This is a genomic window from Streptococcus sp. SM3, assembly GCF_027497875.1.
Genome location: NZ_JAJNSA010000004.1, coordinates 50666 through 69278, shown reverse-complemented (window position 1 = coordinate 69278; position 18613 = coordinate 50666). Strand labels below are relative to the sequence as shown.

Sequence of the window (18613 nt, the reverse complement as noted above, 5' to 3'; positions counted from 1 at the left end):
AGGGAATCTACTTGATGGACATCAGTGATGTAACTGAAAATCGTTCTAATCAAGTCTTTGAGATGTCTTGGGATGATGTTAAAGATTTTACTTATCAGACAGTCTTGAATACAGTTAGATTTAATTGGCATTATCAAAATGAAGACTATATTTTTTCCGTGGATGTCGGTCAGATTGGTCAGCATGTGGGTCAATATCAATTTAATAAAGAGCATTATGACTATTTAGCCCAACACGATTTCTTTCAGTCTAAGTAAGGCCTAGCAATCATCGTCACAAAAGAATCTAGAAGCTTTTCTGGATTCTTTTTAGCTTTACTCTATAAGTATATAGTTTGAAACTATAACTAGCTCTTGAAAAGAAGAAAATGAGTTGATGAAAATAAGTGGTACAATAGTTACTATAGATTTGGAGGTATTGTATGAGCAAGGAATTACACATTAACACAATTTTGGCCCAGGCGGGTATCAAATCAGATGAAGCGACAGGAGCTTTGGTGACACCGATTCATTTTTCGACGACTTATCAGCACCCAGAGTTTGGTCAGTCTACTGGATTTGACTATACGCGCACCAAAAACCCAACTCGCAGTAAGGCGGAAGAAGTCTTGGCGGCTATTGAGTCAGCAGACTATGCCCTAGCGACTAGCTCAGGTATGTCAGCTATTGTACTGGCCTTTAGCGTCTTTCCAGTAGGAAGTAAGGTCTTGGCTGTCCGTGACCTTTATGGTGGTTCTTTCCGCTGGTTCAACCAAGTGGAGCAAGAAGGCCGTTTCCATTTTACCTATGCCAATACAGAAGAAGAGTTGATTGCCGAGTTAGAAAAGGATGTGGATGTTCTCTATATCGAAACCCCAACCAATCCCTTGATGTTGGAATTTGATATCGAAAAACTAGCAAAATTAGCTCATGCTAAAGGTGCCAAAGTGGTGGTGGACAATACCTTCTACAGCCCTATCTACCAACGTCCGATTGAAGATGGAGCGGATATCGTTCTTCATTCAGCAACCAAGTATCTAGCAGGTCACAATGATGTCTTGGCTGGAGTGGTTGTGACCAATAGTTTAGAACTATACGAGAAGCTCTTTTACAATCTTAATACGACAGGGGCAGTCTTGTCTCCATTTGACAGTTATCAATTGATTCGTGGTCTCAAGACCTTGTCTCTTCGTATGGAGCGCTCAACAGCTAACGCCCAAGAAGTGGTTGCCTTTTTGAAGGATTCTCCAGCAGTTAAGGAAGTTCTCTACACTGGTCGTGGAGGCATGATTTCCTTTAAAGTAGCCGATGAAACACGCATTCCACATATTTTGAACAGCCTCAAGGTCTTCTCTTTTGCGGAAAGTTTAGGTGGGGTAGAAAGTCTCATTACTTATCCAACGACGCAAACTCACGCTGATATTCCAGCAGAAGTGCGCCATTCTTATGGTTTGACAGATGACCTCTTGCGTTTGTCAATTGGGATTGAGGATGCTAGAGATTTGATTGCAGATTTGCGCCAAGCCTTAGAAGGATAAGATAAAGATGGGAAAATATGATTTTACAAGCCTGCCCAATCGTTTAGGGCACCATACCTATAAATGGAAAGAAGCAGAAACGGATAGTGAAGTCCTACCAGCTTGGATAGCGGATATGGACTTTGTAGTCTTGCCTGAAATCCGCCAAGCTGTGCAAACTTACGCTGATCAACTGGTTTATGGCTATACCTATGCCAGTGAAGAGTTAATTAAGGAAGTTCAAAAGTGGGAAGCCACACAACACGGTTACCACTTTGACAAAGAGGCTCTTGTCTTTATCGAGGGTGTGGTACCAGCCATCTCAACAGCTATTCAAGCCTTTACAAAAGAAGGCGAGGCGATTTTGATTAACACGCCTGTCTACCCACCTTTTGCTCGCAGTGTCAGATTGAACAACCGTAGATTGATTAGCAATTCTTTGGTGGAAAAGGATGGTCTGTTTGAGATCGACTTTGATCAACTTGAAAAGGATTTGGTGGAAGAGGATGTCAAACTTTATATTCTCTGCAATCCTCACAATCCTGGTGGACGTGTTTGGGAAAAAGAAGTGTTGGAGAAGATTGGCCAACTCTGCCAAAAACACGGTGTTTTCTTGGTTTCAGATGAGATTCACCAAGATTTGGCCCTCTTTGGTCACAAGCATCATTCCTTCAATACCATTGATCCTGCCTTCAAAGATTTTGCTATCGTCTTGAGTAGTGCCACTAAAACCTTTAACATCGCTGGAACAAAAAATTCCTATGCAGTCATTGAAAATCCTAAGTTGCGAGTGGCATACCAGAAACGCCAGTTGGCCAATAACCAGCATGAAATTTCAGGCTTGGGTTATTTGGCGACAGAAGCTGCTTATCGCTATGGGAAGGATTGGTTAGAGGAACTCAAGCAAGTCTTTGAAGACCACATCAATTATGTGGTAGAACTATTTGGAAAAGAGACTAAAATCAAGGTTATGAAACCGCAAGGAACCTACTTGATTTGGCTTGATTTTTCAGCCTATGACCTGACTGATGAAAGATTGCAAGAGCTGTTGAGAAATGAAGCCAAGGTTATCCTCAACCGTGGTTTGGATTTTGGAGAGGAAGGGAGTCTCCATGCCCGTCTCAATGTAGCTATGCCGAAGTCAGTACTAGAAGAGGTTTGCCAACGCATCGTGACCACTTTTGCTAAACTTTAAAAATCCAGCCTTCTAGGAGAAAAGTATCCTTAGAAGGCTATTTTCATAGGGGAAAATATGGTATAATAAAAAGATAAGGTAAAGGTAAAAATATGGCTAAATTGATTCCGGGGAAAGTCCGTATCGAAGGCGTTGCCCTTTATGAAACTGGTAAAGTTGACATCATCAAGGAAAAGAACAATCGGCTCTACGCTCGCGTCGCAGAAGAAGAACTGCGCTATAGTTTAGAGGATGATTTGGTTTTTTGTGCCTGCGATTTTTTCCAAAAGAGGGGCTACTGTGTGCATTTGGCAGCTCTGGAGCATTTTTTGAAAAATGATGAGCGTGGCCAAGAAATCTTGCAGGGTCTTGAAGAAGGTCATGAAGAAAAAGAAGCCGTTGAAACCAAGGTGACCTTGGGTGGTAAATTTTTGGACCGAATCTTGTCTCCAAAAGCAGAACGTGCCTATGAATTATCGGCTGTGGGACAAGTGGAAGCAGGAACCAATCGTATCTTGTGGACTCTGAGAATCGGGCAAACCAATAGTCAAAAATACTATGTCATTCGGGATATTCCGCTCTTTTTAAAAGTCGTCGAGAAGAGAAAACCTTATATGATTGGAAAAACTTATGAGGAATCTCTGTCTTGGGAAGCCTTTAATGAAGAAAGTCAAGAACTTCTGACTTTCTTGCGGGGACTAACGGAGGAAGGACTTAGTCCAGATCTTTTTTTCCAAAACCAGGGTCGGCATCTCTTTTTTCCTCTGACCTTTTTTGAGCAGGGTGTGAATTTACTGATGACCTTGCCGCATTTTCAATTTGACCATCAAGTAGATAGCTACCAAACCCTGATTTTTCAGGATTTGCATGCGGGTGCTAATCTATTTGCCTTTATAGTAAAAGAATACTCGGATTATTTTGAAATGGAAATCAGTGAGAGTCCTAGAGTCAATGTCTTTTATCAGGGAGCCGTACTTTTCCATAAAGGACAGGTTTATTTTCTAACAGACCAGCAGATACGTCTTCTCAAGGAAATCAAAGCGTTGCCTTTGGATCAGCATGGAAAGAAATACTTGCAATTTGATAGCAGTGACCGCGATAAATTGGCTTCCTGTTTAACTCTTTTTAGCCAGATGGGGACCGTTTCAGCTCCAGAACGTCTACATATCAAAACTTTTGAACCCTCTTTTTACTTTGATAGGGAAGAAGACAATCGGATTCGTTTAGAAATTCAGTTTGATTATGGAGACAGGAAGGTATCTAGCCGACAAGAGCTAGAAGAATTACCTTTTTCGAGTGATGCTGACTTAGAAGAAAGAGTTTTCCAAGTCTGTTTGGCAGCTGGATTTGAAGCAGACTTTCAATCTTGGCGTCAGGCCTTAAAAGCCGAGTCTGTTTATCATTTCTTCCATGACATCATTCCAGTTTTTGAAAAACTCGGGAATGTTGATCTATCAGACAAGCTAGAAGAAATTTATAGCCTAGCAAGCCCTCAAGTGCAGATTGCTTCCAAGGGAGGTCTCTTGGAAATCCAGTTTGATTTTCAAGATATTGCCCAAGAGGAAATTGACCAAGCCATGCAGGCCTTGGTTGCCAATCAAGATTTTTACATTGGTGCGTCCAATCAAGTCTACTTTTTCGATGAAGAAACCAAGAAAATTCGCCAAAATCTACAGGAACTGGGGCAGTTTGAATTAAAAGATGGGGCCTTGCAGGCTCGAAAATCTTTGGCTTATAGTTTAGCCCATCTCTTTGAAGGACGAGATCGTGTTTCTTTTTCACAAGAATTCCAGAATCTGGCCCAGGATTTGACGCATCCAGAGGACTTTCCTTTGCAAGCAACTCAGGTTCAGGCTGATTTACGAGATTATCAGGAAAAGGGAATTGGCTGGCTGCAAATGCTCCATCATTATGGTTTTGGTGGGATTTTGGCTGATGATATGGGATTGGGGAAAACCCTTCAGACCATTGCTTTTTTGACCAGTCAAGTGACAAAAGAAAGTCGGGTTTTGATTTTAGCTCCGTCGGGTTTGATTTACAACTGGGCAGATGAATTTCAGAAATTTGCTCCACAGTTGGATGTGGTTGTTGTTCATGGTTTGAAAGCTAGTCGTGAGGAGATTCTTGCCGAGAGCCATCAAATCTATGTGACGAGCTATGCTACCTTCCGTCAGGATAGTGATCTTTATCAGGGGATGGCCTTTGACTTCCTTTTCTTAGATGAAGCTCAGGTCATGAAAAATTCCCAAACTAAGATTGCCCAGACCTTGAGACAATTTGTGGTGCCGTCAGTCTTTGCCTTGTCAGGAACTCCTATTGAAAACCATCTGGGTGAGTTGTGGTCTATTTTCCAAATCGTCATGCCAGGACTCTTGCCAAGCAAGAAAGAATTTATGAAATTACCAGCTGAGCGCGTTGCTCAGTTTATCAAACCTTTCGTTATGAGGCGCAAGAAAGAAGAAGTGCTGACTGAATTACCAGACTTGATTGAAGTGGTTTACAAGAATGAACTGGAAGACCAGCAAAAGGCTATTTACCTAGCTCAGTTGCAACAGATGCGAGACCGTCTGGCTCAAGTGTCAGATCAGGAATTCCAGCGAAGTCGGGTGGAAATCTTGTCTGGTCTGATGCGCTTGCGCCAAATCTGTGACACCCCTGCCCTCTTTATGGAGGATTATCAGGGTGCCAGTGGTAAACTGGATAGTCTCCGAGACCTGCTGGTACAGGTGGCAGACGGCGGACACCGTGTCTTGATTTTCTCGCAGTTCAAGGGAATGTTGGAGAAAATTGAACAAGAACTGCCAGACTTGGGCTTGACATCCTTTAAAATTACGGGTTCAACCCCAGCCATAGAAAGACAAGACATGACTAAAGCCTTTAACCAAGGGGAAAGAGATGCCTTTCTGATTTCCCTCAAGGCTGGTGGTGTCGGTCTGAATCTGACAGGTGCTGATACGGTTATTTTGGTTGACCTTTGGTGGAATCCTGCGGTGGAAGCGCAAGCTATTGGCCGTGCCCATCGGATGGGGCAGGAAGAAACGGTTGAGGTTTATCGCTTAGTGACCAGGGGAACCATTGAAGAAAAAATTCAGGAACTCCAAGAACAAAAGAAACATCTGGTGTCACAAGTATTGGACGGCACAGAGTCACGTGGCAGTCTGACCCTAGCAGAAATTAGAGAAATTTTGGGAATTTCTGAAGCCAACACTTGAAAAATCAAGACAATACGCTATAATGAAGTGTTGAAAGGAAATAGAAAATGAGAGAAGAACGATTTCCATTGGTGTCAGATGATGAGGTCATGCTGACTGAGATGCCGGTTATGGACCTATATGATGAATCTGACTTTATCAGTAATATCAAGGGAGAATACCGTGATAAGAATTATCTGGAGTGGGCCCCTATTACTGAAGAAAGACCAGCAAAACCGATTGAAAAGCCAGTAGAGAAACCTAAGAAGTTTGGTTTAGGAGTTAAAAAAGAAGGAAAAAGCTATGCGGAGGTTGCACGTGAAGAAGCGCGTGCGGACTTGAAAAAGAAACGCTCAGCAAGTTATCTGACTAAGGATATTACTCCTACAAGGCGCCCTTCTCAGCAACGTTTGGATAGACAAGGCAATCAACCTACTGCGCCTTTCCAAAAGGAAAATCCTGGTGAATTTGTTAAATATAGTCAAAAATTGACCCAGTCTCATTACATCTTGGCGGAAGAAGTGAACAATATTTCGACTCAAGCTGAGCCAAAAGAAACTTCAGACCCAAAGAAAAACAACTATGATTTTCTGAAGAAGAGCCAAATCTACAATAAAAAGAATCAACAAAAAGAACAAGAACGTCAGGTGGCCCAAGAGTTGAATCTGACAAGAATTACGGAATAGGGGAGAAAACATGTCAAAGACATATCATTTTATCGGAATTAAGGGATCAGGTATGAGTGCCTTGGCCTTGATGTTGCACCAAATGGGGCATAAGGTACAGGGTTCAGATGTTGAAAAGTACTACTTTACTCAACGTGGTCTTGAGCAGGCAGGAATTACCATTCTTCCTTTTGATGAAAAGAATCTAGACGGTGATATGGAAATTATCGCTGGAAATGCCTTTCGTCCAGATAACAACGTCGAAATTGCCTATGCGGACCAAAATGGCATTAGCTACAAACGTTACCATGAGTTCCTAGGTAGCTTTATGCGCGACTTTGTTAGCATGGGAGTTGCTGGAGCGCACGGAAAAACTTCAACGACAGGTATGTTGTCTCATGTCTTGTCTCATATCACAGATACTAGCTTCTTGATTGGAGACGGGACAGGTCGTGGTTCAGCCAATGCCAAATATTTTGTCTTTGAATCTGACGAATATGAGCGTCATTTCATGCCTTACCACCCAGAATACTCTATCATCACCAACATTGACTTTGACCATCCAGACTACTTCACAAGTCTAGAGGATGTTTTCAATGCCTTTAACGACTATGCTAAACAAATTACCAAAGGTTTGTTTATCTACGGTGAAGATGCTGAGTTACGTAAGATTACGTCTGATGCACCAATTTATTATTATGGTTTTGAAGCAGAAGGTAATGACTTTGTAGCTAGTGATCTTCTTCGTTCAACAACTGGTTCAACCTTCACAGTTCATTTCCGTGGTCAAGAATTGGGGCAATTCCACATTCCAACCTTTGGTCGTCACAATATCATGAATGCGACAGCCGTTATTGGTCTTCTTTACACAGCAGGATTTGATTTGAACTTGGTGCGTGAACACCTGAAAACTTTTGCTGGTGTTAAGCGTCGTTTCACTGAGAAAATTGTCAATGACACGGTGATTATCGATGACTTTGCCCATCATCCAACAGAAATTATTGCAACCTTGGATGCAGCTCGTCAGAAATACCCAAGCAAGGAAATTGTTGCAGTCTTCCAACCGCATACTTTTACAAGAACAATCGCTTTGTTGGACGAATTTGCCCACGCTTTGAACCAAGCGGATGCTGTTTATCTAGCCCAAATTTATGGATCTGCTCGTGAAGTAGACCATGGTGATGTTAAGGTAGAAGACCTAGCTAATAAAATCAATAAGAAACACCAAGTGATCACTGTTGAAAATGTTTCTCCACTCCTAGACCATGATAATGCTGTCTATGTCTTTATGGGAGCAGGAGATATCCAAACCTATGAGTATTCATTCGAGCGTCTTTTGTCCAACTTGACAAGCAATGTTCAGTAGGATATTCTTATGGAAATTCCAATTAAGATCATTCAGGCAAGTAAGTCTGATTTGGCTGAGATAGAGACACTTCAAACGTCGTCTTATCCAGCTGAAAAGCAGCAACCTTCCCATATTTTAGAAGAAAGTATCCGTAAGTGTGCGGATACCTTTCTTCTAGCTAGGGATGAAAATCAGCTTCTGGGCTATATTCTATCAAGTCCCCAGTTAGACAATCCGCAATGTCTAAAAGTACATTCTTTAGTCATTGAGTCTGTCCATCAGAGACAGGGATTGGGCACGCTTCTTCTTGCGGCTTTGAAAGAGGTGGCAGTTGAGCTGGATTATAAAGGGATTCGTTTGAAGAGTCCGGATGAGTTGCTATCCTATTTTGAAATGAACGGTTTTATTGATGAAGAAACTTCCCTTTATGCAGCTAGCCAGGGTTATAGTATGATTTGGTTTAATCCTTTTTATCTGGAGGTACAATGAAGATCAGACAAGCAAAATTAGAAGATTTGGATCGGATTGTTGAGATTGAACTAGAGAATTTCTCGGTAGAAGAAGCTATTCCTCGATCTGTCTTTGAGGCACATTTGCGAGAAATTCAGACCTCCTTTCTGGTTGCAGAAAAAGAGGGCAGAATCATGGGGTATATAGAAGGGCCAGTTGCCCCTCACCGCTATCTGCAAGACCAGTCTTTTACAGAAGACATAAAAGACTATAGTCATGAACGGGGTGGCTATATCTCTGTGACCTGTCTCTCTATTGCCAAGGAAGCACAGGGCCGTGGACTTGGTCAGAAATTACTAATAGCCTTGAAAGAGTTGGCTCTTGAACACGAAAGAGAAGGTATTAACCTAACCTGTCATGACTATCTCATCTCCTACTACGAAAAACATGGATTTGTCAATGAAGGCCAGTCCCAATCAACCTTTGCAGGGGAAACCTGGTATGATATGGTCTGGGAAGCTAAAAAATAAGCGAGAAAAGCATGCTAGGTTGCTTTTCTTTCGTTTTTAAGATATAATATTATGGATTGTCAACAAGGAGGATAAACTTTTGAGTGAAAAAACAAGAGAAGACGAAAAATTAAGCTTTAAAGAGCAAATTTTACGTGATTTAGAGAGAGTAAAAAAACAAGATAGAAGTGAGCAAGAAAACGAGATTACAAGTTTTGAAACTCCTTCATCTCAAGAAGATTCAGTAGTTCCTTCAACTCAGGAACATGAACCTTCAGCAGAAGAGTTGATGGCTAATTCTCTTTCTGTTGTGGATCAAATATTAAAGAATGCTCCTAGTGTTCCGTTACGTTCAAATGATATTTCGGATGAAATTGCAGCAAATGAAGAAGTTGCAGAATCTAAAGTTGAAGCGGCTGCTGAGCCTGTAGTTGAACCAGTAGAGCCTATTTTCGAGCCAGTTCAACCAAAAGTAGAACCTGTAAAACTTAACGAAGACAAAGAATTTAACGAGATTCCAACAAAGGTTGCGGTGTCGTATAAAACAAGTAGACAACAGGAAGAAGTTAGTACTCCTGCAGTGGATAATGAGCTATCTGAGTCAGCTGAATCGACAGATAGCCTAGGTTCAGTTCCTAGACGTAGTCGCCGTGAGACAGTTAAACCAGTTAAGAAGAAAAAATCACATTTGAAGGCATTCTTCATTTCTCTACTGATTTTCCTTGTCTTGATTTCGGCAGGTGGTTACTTCGGTTACCAGTATGTTCAATCATCTTTATTACCAGTTGATGCAAATTCTAAGGAATATGTAACGGTTCAAATCCCAGAGGGATCAAATGTCCAAGAAATCGGATCAACTCTTGAGCATTCTGGTGTGATTAAACACGGTGTGATTTTTGCTTTCTATGCAAAATATAAGAATTATTCAGATTTGAAGGCTGGATATTATAATTTGCAAAAGAGCATGAGTACAGAGGATATCATTAAGGAACTCCAAAAAGGTGGTACTCCTGAACCTCAAGAACCATCACTTGCAGATTTGACCATTCCAGAAGGATATACCATTGATCAAATTGCCCAAGCTGTAGGCCAATTACAAGGTGAATTTAAAGAACCTTTGACAGCGGAAGCTTTCTTGGCTAAAGTGCAAGATGACAACTTTATCAGTCAAGAAGTTGCTAAATATCCAAACCTACTTGAAAGCTTGCCAACGAAAGAAAGTGGAGCTCGTTACCGTTTGGAAGGTTATCTTTTCCCAGCGACCTACTCTATCAAGGAAAGCACAACTATTGAAAGTTTGATTGATGAGATGTTGGCAGCCATGGATAAGACCTTGACTCCGCACTACAGTGCAATTAAGTCTAAAAACTTGACAGTTAATGAATTGCTAACAATTGCGTCACTTGTTGAAAAAGAAGGTGCTAAGACTGAAGATCGTAAGTTGATTGCAGGTGTTTTCTACAACCGCTTGAATCTTGGAATGCCACTTCAAAGCAATATTGCAATCTTGTATGCCCAAGGGAAACTTGGCCAAAATATTAGCCTAGCAGACGATGCTGGAATTGATACATCGATTAATTCACCATACAATGTTTATACAAAACCTGGTTTGATGCCTGGTCCAGTAGATAGTCCAAGTCAGGACGCGATTGAAGCAAGTATCAACCAAACAAAGAGTGAGAACCTTTACTTTGTAGCCAATGTTACAGATGGTAAAGTCTATTACGCAGTGACACAGGAAGAACATGATCGTAATGTAGCTGAACACGTCAATAGCAAGCTTACTCAAAATAGTAGTTCAAACTAAGACTACAAAAATGAGAATCTCAGATAGAGATTCAATACTATCGAAAGAAAGTTGAGAAAAATGGCAGAAAAAACATATCCTATGACCCTTGCGGAAAAGGAAAAACTTGAAAAAGAATTAGAAGAATTGAAATTGGTCCGCCGACCAGAAGTGGTAGAACGCATAAAGATTGCTCGTTCATATGGTGACCTTTCAGAAAACAGTGAATACGAAGCGGCTAAGGATGAACAAGCCTTTGTTGAAGGACAAATCTCTAGCTTGGAAACAAAAATCCGTTATGCTGAAATCGTCAATAGCGACTCAGTTGCCGATGATGAAGTAGCGATTGGTAAAACAGTCACTATTCAAGAAATTGGTGAGGACGAAGAAGAAGTTTATATTATCGTAGGTTCAGCGGGTGCAGATGCCTTTGCAGGTAAGGTTTCAAATGAAAGCCCAATTGGACAAGCCTTGATTGGTAAGAAAACAGGTGATACAGCAACTATTGAAACACCTGTTGGTAGCTATGATGTAAAAATCTTGAAGGTTGAAAAAACAGCCTAAAAATAAAAAAAAGGAGTGAGGAGGCAGTGCGCTTCACTCACTCCTTTTTCCATTTTAAATTGAATTGGAGACGTTATGAGTTCAAAGAAGAAAAAAAATAAGATGGAGCGTGGTCTGACCAATCGTCACGTGCAGGTTATGGCCATTGCGGGAACAATCGGAACAGGACTCTTTTTGGGAGCGGGGCGCTCTATCAGCCTAACAGGTCCTTCCATTGTACTGATTTATATGATTACAGGGGCCTTCATGTTCCTCATGATGCGTGCGGTTGGAGAAATGCTCTACCAAGACCCTGAGCAACATACCTTTATCAACTTTATCACGCGCCATTTGGGTAAGGGCTGGGGTTATTTCTCAGTTTGGTCCTACTGGCTATCCGTTGTCTTTATCGGTATGGCGGAAATTACAGCCATCTCTCACTACGTCCAGTTTTGGTTCCCTAGCTGGCCAAGTTGGATGATTGAGATTGGATTTTTGACTATTCTAGCCTTGGTCAATTTGATTGCGGTGAAACTTTTTGGGGAAGTTGAGTTTTGGTTTGCTATGGTCAAGATTGTGGCTATTTTAGCTATGATTGCCACAGGAGTCTTTATGGTCTTGACAGGCTTTAAGACACCACATGGAGTAGCAAGTTTGGCTAATATCGCCGACAATTTCTCACTATTTCCTAATGGTGGAGTTAACTTTGTCATGGCCTTCCAGATGGTTTTCTTTGCCTATCTCATGATTGAGTTTATCGGGGTAACGACTTCAGAAACAAAAAATCCACGTCAGGTCTTGCCAAAAGCCGTTAAGGAAATTCCTTTGCGTATCGCCTTTTTCTATGGAGGTGCTCTCTTAGCCATCATGGCTATCATTCCGTGGCGTGAACTTGCATCGGCTGATTCTCCCTTTGTTACAGTATTTGAATTGGCAGGTGTCAAGTGGGCAGCAGCCTTGATTAACTTTGTCGTCTTGACGTCAGCAGCATCTGCCCTTAACTCAACTCTCTACTCAACAGGTCGTCATTTGTATCAGATTGCCCATGATTCGCCAAATCGCTTCCTAAAAGCAATTAAGGCAGATACTCTCTCTCGCCACAACGTGCCACAAAATGCCATCATTGCCTCAGCAATCTTGATTGCCCTAGCAGCCTTTATCAACATCTTGCCAGGTGTGTCGGATGCCTTTGCCTTGATTACGGCATCATCATCAGGTGTCTATATCGCCATTTATATCTTGATTATGGTGGCTCACCTTAAATACCGCAAGTCACAGGACTTTATGGCGGACGGCTATCTCATGCCCCATTATCGTTTCCTAAATCCCTTAACCATGCTCTTCTTTGCCTTTGTCTTTGTAACTCTCTTTTTACAAGAGTCTACATTTGTCGGAGCAATCGGTTCAGCTATCTGGATTATCGGTTTTGGGATTTACAGCCAGTGGAAATTTAGAAAATAGATTTGAAACTCATCAACTCCGGTTGGTGGGTTTTTGCTAGTTTGACAGTCTATTGAAATAAGACTATAATCAAGCTGTATCAGTTTTCGAGGAGGTTTAGATGTACTTTAGATTGGAAAATAAAGAATCCCATAAATCACAAGAAATAGGGAATCTGATTCGTGTTTATAACCGTTCAAAAAGAGAAGAGGCTGAAAGTGAGCCACTTAATCTTTATGTCGAAGATGAAAAGGGCAATCTCATGGCAGGTTTGATAGCAGAGACTTTTGGAAATTGGCTAGAAATCGAGTATTTATTTGTAAAAGAAGAACTGAGAGGGCAAGGACTCGGTTCAAACCTATTGCAGCAAGCAGAAACTGAAGCTAAGAATCGAAACTGTCGTTTTGCTTTTGTCAATACTTACCAGTTTCAAGCTCCAGATTTTTATAAAATGCATGGCTACAAGGAAGTTTTTACCTTACAAGACTATCCCTACACAGGAAAAAGATTTTATTACCAAAAAGATTTGTAAGGAGAATATGAAATCATAAAGTAAAGAGGGGGCTTGACATAAGTATGGAGGTGGACTAATGGATATGAGTAACTATCGATAAGTAGCAGTTATAATCTACAAATTGTGTCTTTCTAGACGATATTGAGGACAATACAGTCGTAGCTAAGACATTAGATGTGAAATCCTACGATGCTGTAGATGTTTTGAGAAAATTGAATAAGCAGAAAACTCTCTATCATTTAGGTGGTAGAGAGTTTTTTGTTAATAAAATTTTACAAAATGACATTTATATATTGCATTAAGTTAGATATATGATATAATGTTGTTAAAAAGAGGCGCAACTTTTTAAAATTAATGAGAATCAAAGAGAAAACCAAGAATGTTAATGGAGGAATAAAAAATGGAAGTTATAAATGTAAGTAAGCATTATGCTCATTCAATCATTCTCAAAGATATAAATTTTGCACTTAATAAGGGTGAAATTGTTGGTCTAGTAGGGAGAAACGGAGTTGGCAAGAGTACATTGATGAAAATTCTTGTTCAGAATAATCAACCGACTTCAGGGAATATTATAAGTAGTGATAATGTTGGGTATTTAATCGAAGAACCAAAATTATTTTTATCTAAAACAGGTTTAGAGAATTTAAAATATTTGTCAAATTTATATGGTGTTGACTACAATAAAGAAAGATTTGGAAGTTTGATCCAAGAGTTAGATTTGACTCAGTCTATTAATAAAAAAGTAAAGACCTATTCTTTAGGTACAAAACAAAAATTAGCTTTGCTTCTAACTCTCGTTACGGAACCTGATATATTGATTTTAGATGAACCGACTAATGGTTTAGATATTGAATCATCACAAATAGTTTTAGCAGTTCTAAAAAACTTAGCTTTACATGAAAATGTGGGAATTTTAATATCGAGTCATAAATTAGAAGATATTGAAGAAATTTGTGAGAGGGTCCTTTTCTTGGAGAACGGGCTTTTGACATTCCAAAAAGTAGGAAAAGATAGACATAATTGCTTGTTTGAGATAGCTTTTTCATCAGCTACAGATAAAGACATTTTCCTTACCAAACAAGAATTTGGGGATATTGTTCAGGAAGAGGAACTGAGAATTACTATGTCTGGGAATATTCAAAGTAGTGAGCTTTTTAAATTTTTTAACGAAAACTCTATTAAAGTAGTTGATTTTGAAACTAAAAAAGAGACGCTTAAAGATATTTATCTAAATCGTTCAAAATAAAGGAAGGTTATAATCATGAAATTAAATAAATTGAATTTTCTTAAGGAAAATATAAGAGATTTATATTCATCAGGCGTAATATATCTCGGTTTGCTTATCTCGTTTATACCGCCCATACTAGTTACATTCTTTATTCTAAGGACTCAAGGGACATCGCTTGGTATTAAGCATATTTCAAACTTTTATGCTATGCTCGGTATGTTAATGGCTGTTATACATGCTAACCGAGTTATTAGCAGGGATTTTTCCCACAATACGATAAGTTTGTTTTATAATCAACAGAAGAATCGGATGATTTACGTCTTGTCTAATTTTCTATATGCCATCTCAGTTTCCATTATTTATGCTTTGAATGGCATTGTGCTACTAGTCATCGTAAGTAAATTGGGTGTTCCAGGTGAGTTAGGATTAGATTTTATAGTAGCCATTGTAGTCAATACAATTTTGTTAGTCCTATTTTATTTTCTATTATCTTACATTTTCTATTTATACAAATTGAAAAGTGGCTTGGTATTTGGTATTTTAGTAGCTTTACTACTCTTTATCCCTAATATATTAAATACGATTATGATGAATACTAGTAATGATTTGTTTATCAAAGCAATTGAACTTCTTCCTTTTTATTCTTTACCTGTATTTGTGGCTTCAAATACGATGTCTATTAGTCAGTATCTTGTGGTAATCACTACAATCATTTTATTGTACTTTTTCACTCTCAAGAAAAGCAAGAAGTATTCATTTTAGTTTCATTTAGTATTATTTTGCATACCTAAAATACAGTAAAAAATCAGTCATCTTAGTATGCTCCTGCTCTTGTTGTGTACACGTTTTTGTCTTATGCTAGACTCATTTCCAAAAGCATTATATAATAGTGATATGAAATCAACTAAACAAGAAATACAAGCAATCAAAACTCGTTTAAAAGACCCTACTAAAGCTAATACTAAACAAAAAATCAAATAGCAAACTAGGAAGTTTATTTCAAACAATCCAACATACTGATTTTCGGCTGAAGATAATATTGGAGTGCTAATTAATGAGGTTATAATAAATAGCTGACAGCTTGTGTTGGTTTTGGATTTCTTAAGAGTAGATGAGTATTAAAACTATAAGGAGGACGTAGGTGGCTAAAAATTTAAAATTAAAATTAGCTCGGGTTGAGCTTGATTTAACTCAAGGTCAACTGGCAGAGGCTGTCGGGGTGACGCGCCAGACTATTGGTTTGATAGAGGCGGGGAAATACAATCCCAGTCTTTCCCTCTGCCAGTCCATTTGCAGATGCTTAGGCAAAACTTTGGATCAATTATTTTGGGAGGAAGAAGATGAAAAATAGATTTTTTTATTATCAATTACTAGACGAAAGAGAAGAACAACTGATCAATAAAGCGGGGGCTGAAAGTTTCTATATCTCTATAGCTTTCTTGATTTTATCTTATATGATTGCAGTATTAGCACCAAGTCTTTTTAATCCGAGAATGATTCTCATCATTATCATTATTGGAACTTCTTACTTTTTCGGCCGTGCTCGAGATTTTGGTGTGAACTACTATAGTCGTTTTCATTTTACAATTTTAGGGTGTTTGCTGGTAACTCTTGCTATTACGACTCTTTTGATGTTGCAGAATTATCAATTTAACATAGAAATTTATCAGCACAATCCTTTGAACCTTAAATACTTATCTGCTTGGGTCATTACTTATCTGATTTATCTTCCTTGGGTTTTTATCGGTAATCTCGGCCTTAAAAGTTATGGAGAATGGGCTCAGAAAAAGTTTGAACAAGATATGGATGAACTGGAGAGTGGAGAATAGCTTGTTACTCTTTTCTCAATCCAGCCAAAATGTGTTATAATAGTACTAATTTATTGGAATACATGAAAGTTCTTGAAAATTTTCATGGGTTTCTAGCTAAGGAAGTAGGAAAAGTATGTATCCAGATGATAGTTTGACATTGCACACGGACTTGTACCAGATTAACATGATGCAGGTTTACTTTGACCAAGGAATTCACAATAAAAAGGCGGTCTTTGAGGTGTATTTCCGCCAGCAGCCTTTTAAGAATGGCTATGCAGTTTTTGCAGGTTTGGAAAGAATTGTGAGTTATCTTGAAGACCTGTGTTTTTCAGATAGTGATATTGCCTATTTGGAGTCGCTAGGCTATCATGGGGCATTCTTGGACTATCTCCGCAATTTCAAGTTGGAGTTGACTGTTCGTTCTGCCCAAGAAGGGGACTTGGTTTTTGCTAATGAACCGATTGTGCAGGTGGAAGGCCCTCTAGCCCAATGTCAGTTGGTCGAAACAGCCCTTTTGAATATCGTCAACTACCAGACCTTGGTGGCGACTAAGGCAGCTCGTATTCGTTCAGTTATTGAAGATGAGCCCTTGATGGAATTTGGAACACGTCGTGCGCAAGAAGTGGATGCGGCTATCTGGGGAACACGCGCAGCGGTGATTGGTGGTGCCAATGGAACCAGCAACGTGCGTGCGGGTAAACTCTTTGACATTCCTGTCTTGGGGACCCATGCCCATTCCTTGGTGCAGGTTTATGGCAATGATTATGAAGCTTTCAAGGCTTATGCTGCGACCCACAAAAACTGTGTCTTTCTTGTGGATACCTATGACACCCTTCGCATTGGGGTACCCGCTGCCATTCAGGTGGCGCGTGAACTAGGCGACCAGATTAACTTTATGGGTGTACGGATTGACTCTGGGGATATTGCCTACATCTCCAAGAAAGTCCGTCAGCAATTGGACGAGGCTGGTTTTACAGAGGCTAAGATTTATGCTTCTAATGATTTGGACGAAAATACTATCCTCAATCTCAAGATGCAAAAGGCCAAGATTGATGTCTGGGGCGTGGGTACCAAGCTGATTACAGCCTATGACCAGCCAGCTCTTGGTGCAGTTTACAAGATTGTTGCAATCGAAGATGAAAATGGCCAGATGCGCAATACCATCAAGCTGTCAAATAATGCTGAAAAAGTGTCGACGCCAGGTAAGAAGCAGGTGTGGCGTATTACCAGTCGTGAAAAAGGCAAGTCAGAGGGCGACTACATTACCTATGATGGTGTGGATGTGAGCGACATGACTGAAATCAAGATGTTCCATCCGACTTATACATACATCAAGAAGACCGTTCGTAATTTTGATGCTGTTCCTCTCTTGGTGGATATCTTCAAAGACGGGAAGCTGATTTACAATCTGCCTAGCTTGACTGAGATTCAGGCTTATGCTCGTAAGGAATTTGACAAGCTTTGGGATGAGTACAAGCGTGTGCTTAATCCACAACATTATCCAGTGGATTTGGCGCGTGATGTATGGCAAGACAAGATGGACTTGATTGATAAGATGCGTAAGGAATCCCTTGGTGAAGGAGAAGAAGAATGAGTTTGCAAGAAACGATTATCCAAGAATTGGGCGTAAAACCAGTGATTGATGCCCAAGAAGAAATCCGTCGTTCCATTGATTTCTTAAAGAGATACCTGAAAAAACATCCCTTCCTAAAAACTTTTGTACTAGGGATTTCTGGAGGACAAGACTCAACCTTAGCAGGACGGTTTGCTCAACTGGCCATGGAAGAACTTCGAACAGAAACGGGCGATGACAGCTACAAATTTATCGCTGTCCGTCTGCCTTATGGAGTACAAGCCGATGAAGCAGACGCTCAAAAAGCCCTCGCTTTTATCCAGCCAGATGTCAGCTTGGTGGTTAATATTAAGGAATCAGCTGACGCCATGACAGCAGCAGTTGAAGCGACAGGAAGCCCTGTTTCAGACTTCAACAAGGGGAATATTAAGGCACGTAGCCGTATGATTGCCCAATATGCTCTGGCTGGTGCCCATAGCGGAGCGGTCATTGGAACAGACCATGCTGCGGAAAATATCACAGGTTTCTTTACCAAGTTTGGTGACGGTGGTGCAGATATTCTCCCTCTTTATCGCCTCAATAAACGCCAAGGGAAACAACTCTTGAAGGAACTTGGTGCAGACCCAGCCCTTTATGAAAAAATCCCAACAGCAGACCTAGAAGAAGACAAACCTGGACTTGCTGACGAAGTTGCACTTGGAGTCACATACAATGAAATTGATGACTACCTTGAAGGCAAAACAATCAGTCCAGAAGCCCAAGCGACTATCGAAAACTGGTGGCATAAAGGCCAACACAAACGCCACCTACCAATCACCGTATTTGATGACTTTTGGGAGTAAAAAGGTCCGGGGGACCTTTTTAGCCCGAGCCTAGAAATAAGAAA

Annotated in this window: 16 protein-coding genes and 2 pseudogenes; all 18 read left to right on the top strand. The window is 40.2% G+C overall.

All coding sequences use genetic code 11. The features are described from left to right. A pseudogene (locus tag PAN06_RS01565) lies at nucleotides 1-257 on the top strand (hypothetical protein); the annotation flags it as partial. 164 nt (nucleotides 258-421) lie between these two features. After that, the gene (locus PAN06_RS01560; protein WP_201058918.1) at nucleotides 422-1516 is read left to right on the top strand and encodes a cystathionine gamma-synthase; all 1095 of its coding nucleotides are present in this window, start codon (nucleotides 422-424) and stop codon (nucleotides 1514-1516) included. A 7-nt stretch (nucleotides 1517-1523) separates the two neighbouring features. After that, entirely contained in the window at nucleotides 1524-2690 is a 1167-nt protein-coding gene (locus tag PAN06_RS01555; RefSeq protein WP_269795399.1) for a MalY/PatB family protein, read from the top strand. A gap of 92 nt (nucleotides 2691-2782) precedes the next feature. Next, a complete protein-coding gene (locus PAN06_RS01550) occupies nucleotides 2783-5881 on the top strand; it encodes a DEAD/DEAH box helicase (protein ID WP_269795398.1) in 3099 nt (1032 codons plus the stop codon). Nucleotides 5882-5928: 47 nt separating this feature from the next. Beyond that, the gene (locus PAN06_RS01545) at nucleotides 5929-6546 is read left to right on the top strand and encodes a cystathionine gamma-synthase (protein WP_269795397.1); all 618 of its coding nucleotides are present in this window, start codon (nucleotides 5929-5931) and stop codon (nucleotides 6544-6546) included. 10 nt (nucleotides 6547-6556) lie between these two features. Then, nucleotides 6557-7891 (top strand): UDP-N-acetylmuramate--L-alanine ligase, encoded by a 1335-nt coding sequence (murC, locus tag PAN06_RS01540; protein ID WP_020902223.1) that lies wholly within the window; start codon nucleotides 6557-6559, stop codon nucleotides 7889-7891. Between the two features lie 9 nt (nucleotides 7892-7900). Then, complete coding sequence (locus tag PAN06_RS01535; protein WP_269795396.1) at nucleotides 7901-8362, top strand: GNAT family N-acetyltransferase; 462 nt, start codon at nucleotides 7901-7903, stop codon at nucleotides 8360-8362. Continuing rightward, nucleotides 8359-8853, top strand: coding sequence for a GNAT family N-acetyltransferase (locus PAN06_RS01530; protein WP_269795395.1), 495 nt, complete (start codon nucleotides 8359-8361; stop codon nucleotides 8851-8853). The genes PAN06_RS01535 and PAN06_RS01530 overlap by 4 nt, the downstream gene beginning before the upstream one ends. 79 nt (nucleotides 8854-8932) lie before the next feature. Further along, on the top strand, nucleotides 8933-10639 hold the full coding sequence (gene mltG, locus PAN06_RS01525) for an endolytic transglycosylase MltG (RefSeq protein WP_269795394.1): 1707 nt from the start codon (nucleotides 8933-8935) through the stop codon (nucleotides 10637-10639). A 60-nt stretch (nucleotides 10640-10699) separates the two neighbouring features. After that, nucleotides 10700-11182 (top strand): transcription elongation factor GreA, encoded by a 483-nt coding sequence (gene greA / locus PAN06_RS01520; RefSeq protein ID WP_000818748.1) that lies wholly within the window; start codon nucleotides 10700-10702, stop codon nucleotides 11180-11182. A 75-nt stretch (nucleotides 11183-11257) separates the two neighbouring features. Beyond that, nucleotides 11258-12622 (top strand): amino acid permease, encoded by a 1365-nt coding sequence (locus PAN06_RS01515; RefSeq protein ID WP_060627822.1) that lies wholly within the window; start codon nucleotides 11258-11260, stop codon nucleotides 12620-12622. A gap of 100 nt (nucleotides 12623-12722) precedes the next feature. After that, entirely contained in the window at nucleotides 12723-13133 is a 411-nt protein-coding gene (locus PAN06_RS01510; protein WP_080983321.1) for a GNAT family N-acetyltransferase, read from the top strand. Between the two features lie 336 nt (nucleotides 13134-13469). After that, nucleotides 13470-14361: pseudogene (locus PAN06_RS01505) on the top strand (ABC transporter ATP-binding protein). A gap of 15 nt (nucleotides 14362-14376) precedes the next feature. Next, complete coding sequence (locus tag PAN06_RS01500) at nucleotides 14377-15105, top strand: hypothetical protein (RefSeq protein ID WP_269795392.1); 729 nt, start codon at nucleotides 14377-14379, stop codon at nucleotides 15103-15105. A 379-nt stretch (nucleotides 15106-15484) separates the two neighbouring features. Then, nucleotides 15485-15694: a helix-turn-helix transcriptional regulator gene (locus PAN06_RS01495; protein WP_001812672.1), complete on the top strand. Its 210-nt coding sequence runs from the start codon at nucleotides 15485-15487 to the stop codon at nucleotides 15692-15694. After that, nucleotides 15684-16172, top strand: a complete 489-nt coding sequence (locus tag PAN06_RS01490) for a DUF6773 family protein (protein ID WP_117306388.1) — start codon at nucleotides 15684-15686, stop codon at nucleotides 16170-16172. Before PAN06_RS01495 ends, PAN06_RS01490 begins: the two co-directional genes overlap by 11 nt. Nucleotides 16173-16287: 115 nt before the next feature. Continuing rightward, entirely contained in the window at nucleotides 16288-17748 is a 1461-nt protein-coding gene (locus PAN06_RS01485; protein WP_269795391.1) for a nicotinate phosphoribosyltransferase, read from the top strand. Further along, complete coding sequence (gene nadE, locus PAN06_RS01480; RefSeq protein WP_268707013.1) at nucleotides 17745-18569, top strand: ammonia-dependent NAD(+) synthetase; 825 nt, start codon at nucleotides 17745-17747, stop codon at nucleotides 18567-18569. The genes PAN06_RS01485 and nadE overlap by 4 nt, the downstream gene beginning before the upstream one ends. The last annotated feature ends 44 nt before the right edge of the window (nucleotides 18570-18613 follow it).

Bases quoted from the DNA above. Each gene is read 5' to 3' on its own strand.
- PAN06_RS01530 (WP_269795395.1), top strand. From the start codon at position 8,359: ATGAAGATCAGACAAGCAAAATTAGAAGATTTGGATCGGATTGTTGAG.
- PAN06_RS01535 (WP_269795396.1), top strand. From the start codon at position 7,901: ATGGAAATTCCAATTAAGATCATTCAGGCAAGTAAGTCTGATTTGGCT.
- PAN06_RS01490 (WP_117306388.1), top strand. From the start codon at position 15,684: ATGAAAAATAGATTTTTTTATTATCAATTACTAGACGAAAGAGAAGAA.
- PAN06_RS01510 (WP_080983321.1), top strand. From the start codon at position 12,723: ATGTACTTTAGATTGGAAAATAAAGAATCCCATAAATCACAAGAAATA.
- PAN06_RS01560 (WP_201058918.1), top strand. From the start codon at position 422: ATGAGCAAGGAATTACACATTAACACAATTTTGGCCCAGGCGGGTATC.
- PAN06_RS01555 (WP_269795399.1), top strand. From the start codon at position 1,524: ATGGGAAAATATGATTTTACAAGCCTGCCCAATCGTTTAGGGCACCAT.
- greA (WP_000818748.1), top strand. From the start codon at position 10,700: ATGGCAGAAAAAACATATCCTATGACCCTTGCGGAAAAGGAAAAACTT.
- PAN06_RS01550 (WP_269795398.1), top strand. From the start codon at position 2,783: ATGGCTAAATTGATTCCGGGGAAAGTCCGTATCGAAGGCGTTGCCCTT.
- PAN06_RS01500 (WP_269795392.1), top strand. From the start codon at position 14,377: ATGAAATTAAATAAATTGAATTTTCTTAAGGAAAATATAAGAGATTTA.
- nadE (WP_268707013.1), top strand. From the start codon at position 17,745: ATGAGTTTGCAAGAAACGATTATCCAAGAATTGGGCGTAAAACCAGTG.
- PAN06_RS01515 (WP_060627822.1), top strand. From the start codon at position 11,258: ATGAGTTCAAAGAAGAAAAAAAATAAGATGGAGCGTGGTCTGACCAAT.
- murC (WP_020902223.1), top strand. From the start codon at position 6,557: ATGTCAAAGACATATCATTTTATCGGAATTAAGGGATCAGGTATGAGT.
- PAN06_RS01545 (WP_269795397.1), top strand. From the start codon at position 5,929: ATGAGAGAAGAACGATTTCCATTGGTGTCAGATGATGAGGTCATGCTG.
- PAN06_RS01485 (WP_269795391.1), top strand. From the start codon at position 16,288: ATGTATCCAGATGATAGTTTGACATTGCACACGGACTTGTACCAGATT.